Origin of the sequence: Silvania confinis (assembly GCF_025564085.1) — a bacterium.
Lineage (GTDB): Bacteria > Pseudomonadota > Gammaproteobacteria > Enterobacterales > Enterobacteriaceae > Enterobacter > Enterobacter confinis.
The window spans coordinates 1-431 of the sequence record NZ_JAMGZJ010000031.1 but is presented as its reverse complement, the minus strand read 5'-3'; the positions used below and the strand labels follow the sequence as shown (position 1 = coordinate 431).

At 44.1% G+C, this 431-nt stretch carries 1 protein-coding gene; it reads right to left on the bottom strand.

Going from position 1 to position 431, the window contains the following annotated elements:
* On the bottom strand, positions 1-431 hold a 431-nt coding region (locus tag M8013_RS00140), incomplete at both ends, for a TnsA endonuclease N-terminal domain-containing protein (protein ID WP_271265822.1).

The window sequence follows — 431 nt, the reverse complement described above, 5'->3', positions numbered from 1 at the left end:
GTCTATATAGATATTTTTCGAAGCTTGATCCAATAGAGCCTTCAGTGGCACTTGATCGGTTTCACACTTACTCAAAAAACCGAATAAGTTACCAATGTTTTTTTCGGTAGGTAACGATGGGTGAATACTCGCATAGGTCCGGAGAATAGTGAGGTTCGCTATTCGAACTTTTGACAAGTTTTCGTGCAGCACAAGTTTCCATTCTATCTGCCTGGACGCCCAATACTTTTCCTCGATAGCTAGCTTCTCTGCCATCCTGTTCTGCACACCAATATTGGCATCCTCAAACTCTTTCCGATATTTTACGGAGCGCGCAGCAACTTTCACTTCCCCCGATGAATCGAGAAATGTGATCAGGAAGTCGGTCGTCATTACTACTGGAATCTGAGTTCCTGGATAGACCGGATGGCGATAGTTTAGGCTGTTAGCAA